This is a genomic window from Bacillus sp. NTK034, assembly GCF_017303275.1.
Classification (GTDB): Bacteria; Bacillota; Bacilli; order Bacillales; family Cytobacillaceae; genus Cytobacillus.
Genome location: NZ_JAFKOJ010000029.1, coordinates 1 through 2,059, shown reverse-complemented (window position 1 = coordinate 2,059; position 2,059 = coordinate 1). Strand labels below are relative to the sequence as shown.

The 2,059-nt window shown below is 39.7% G+C and carries 3 protein-coding genes; 2 read left to right on the top strand and 1 reads right to left on the bottom strand.

Annotated features, from left to right (window positions below):
• Together JI665_RS28150 and JI665_RS28145 are read left to right on the top strand one after the other, a co-directional pair.
• Nucleotides 1-1,016 (top strand): multicopper oxidase family protein (locus tag JI665_RS28150; RefSeq protein WP_206846280.1); only part of this gene is annotated, 1,016 nt, incomplete at its 5' end.
• 91 nt (nt 1,017-1,107) lie between these two features.
• Complete coding sequence (locus JI665_RS28145; protein ID WP_035333196.1) at nt 1,108-1,278, top strand: DUF2759 domain-containing protein; 171 nt, start codon at nt 1,108-1,110, stop codon at nt 1,276-1,278.
• Nucleotides 1,279-1,491: 213 nt separating this feature from the next.
• On the opposite strand, the gene JI665_RS28140 is transcribed toward JI665_RS28145, so the two are convergent.
• Nucleotides 1,492-2,059, bottom strand: a 568-nt coding sequence (locus JI665_RS28140) for an MATE family efflux transporter (protein WP_244671351.1), incomplete at its 5' end; no start/stop codon positions are given.

Here is a 2,059-nt window from a genome sequence, read left to right as displayed (position 1 = left end):
AAGGTATGGATCACAGTAACATGGGTTCAGAAGAAGACAGCGATAAAGAGGCTGATTCAGAGGATTCAAGTATGAGCGGCATGGATCACGGCAGTATGGAGTCAGATAGCAATGACAGCATGAATGGAATGGGCGAAATGGGCCATGACATGAGCGCCTACGATATCTTTTCAATAAATGGAAAAAGCGGCGACAGCATTGAGCCTTTAAAAGTAAAAGAAGGAGAAAAAGTCAGAATTCGCCTTGTCAATGTAGGGTATATGTCTCATAAGATCCATCTGCATGGCCATGATTTTAAAGTGGCAGCCATCGACGGGCAAGAACTAAAGCAACCAAAAGAAATCAAAGATCAAGTTATCTCAATAGCACCAGGGGAGCGATATGACATTGAGTTTACCGCGGACAACCCTGGCGAATGGTTCATAGAGTGCCATGGTGACATGGAAGGCACAAGTGGAATGAAGACAAAAATTCAATATGAAAACTCTTCTAATTCAACAGATAAATCTAATCAGTCCGAAGAACTTCCAGAGTTCACGTTTGTTAATTATGGCCCTTCTAAACAAGGGGAATTTTCACTGGATCAGAAATATGATGTTGAATATAAAATGGATCTGAATACTGCCATGAATGGCAGTGATATGGCCTATACGATTAACGGCGAAACATTTCCTGAAACAGATAATATAAATGTTAAGGAAGGTGATCTCGTTAAGGTGACATTGACTAATAATTCTATGATGGATGATCACCCTATGCACCTCCATGGTCACTTCTTCCAGGTCCTTAGCAAGAATGGAAAACCTGTAGAAGGCTCTCCGATAATAAAGGATACCATTAACTTAAAACCGGGTGATGTATATGTTGTTGCGTTTAAAGCTGATAACCCAGGAAATTGGCTGTTTCACTGTCATGATCTTCACCATGCCACAGCTGGAATGGTAAATATGGTTAAGTACGACGGATTTAAGCCAAGTTTTACCCCTGATCCAAATGCTAATAATAAACCAGAGTAGTAATAATACTACCGCTAGACACAGAGAAGCGGCCTTAATAAAGGTCGCTTTTTTTGAGATGTTAATAAATCATAAGAAAGGAGTGTTTTCTATGGGCATTGTAATAATATTTGGACTAGTCGCTTTGCTTGCTGGTTTTGGGACAATTAGTGCATTGAAAAACAAAAATTTCCTAGGTGTGCTATTTGGATTAGGCAGCTTCCTTGTTTTTGGCTGGTTTGCTGTAATGACTTTTATAAATTCCGGATATCCTGCTATGTAAATGCAGGAGAATTGAGGCAATAAGCATTTTACTCGTTTGTTGAAAAAGAATTGCTGTTTTTTATTAATTTTTATGTTTAATCCATAATTTGTGCAAACCTGTAATATATAATAAAGACCCCCCCTAATTATTATAGAAATGAAAAAGGACCTTTTTTGGTCCTTTTTCAGTAAAAAAGTAAACTGATTCTTAACTTTGGTACACAGCAATAATTTAATAGTTGTTTACACAAGACGACATCGTTTCCTTTGTTGTCTGCGGATGGCATTCAGATTCTGCCTCCGGTGCTTTTTCGAGAGCCATCCACTTTCCTCTTTGGAACTGAATAACTAGTACAACTGCCCTAAACGCAATATCAATTCCGATGGCAATCCAGACACCTGCTAAACCCCAGCCTAGCTTTATGCCTAATAAAAAGACAAGGAGTGTACGCACCGCCCACATTCCAATGGCGGTGAGGTACATTGGGAATTTTGTATTATTTGCACCTTGGAATGCCCCTGTTAATACCATAAGCACAGCTAAAAAGGGTTGAAAAACGCCCGATATCTTTAACGCTGTTCCTATGTTTCTGACTACCTCCTGATCTTCTGTAAAGAACCTTCCCGCCCATTCACCAAGGAAGAATAGCATAGCCCCCAGAACAGACATTGATGCTAAAGTTAAGATGGTTGTAAGTTTTGCATATCTCCTCGCTTCATCAAGGTTACCTGCCCCGATTTGCTGTCCAACCAGTATCGTAGCTGCCGTTGCGAACCCATAACCAATCATATAAGAAAAG

Bases quoted from the DNA above. Each gene is read 5' to 3' on its own strand.
- JI665_RS28145 (WP_035333196.1), top strand. From the start codon at position 1,108: ATGGGCATTGTAATAATATTTGGACTAGTCGCTTTGCTTGCTGGTTTT.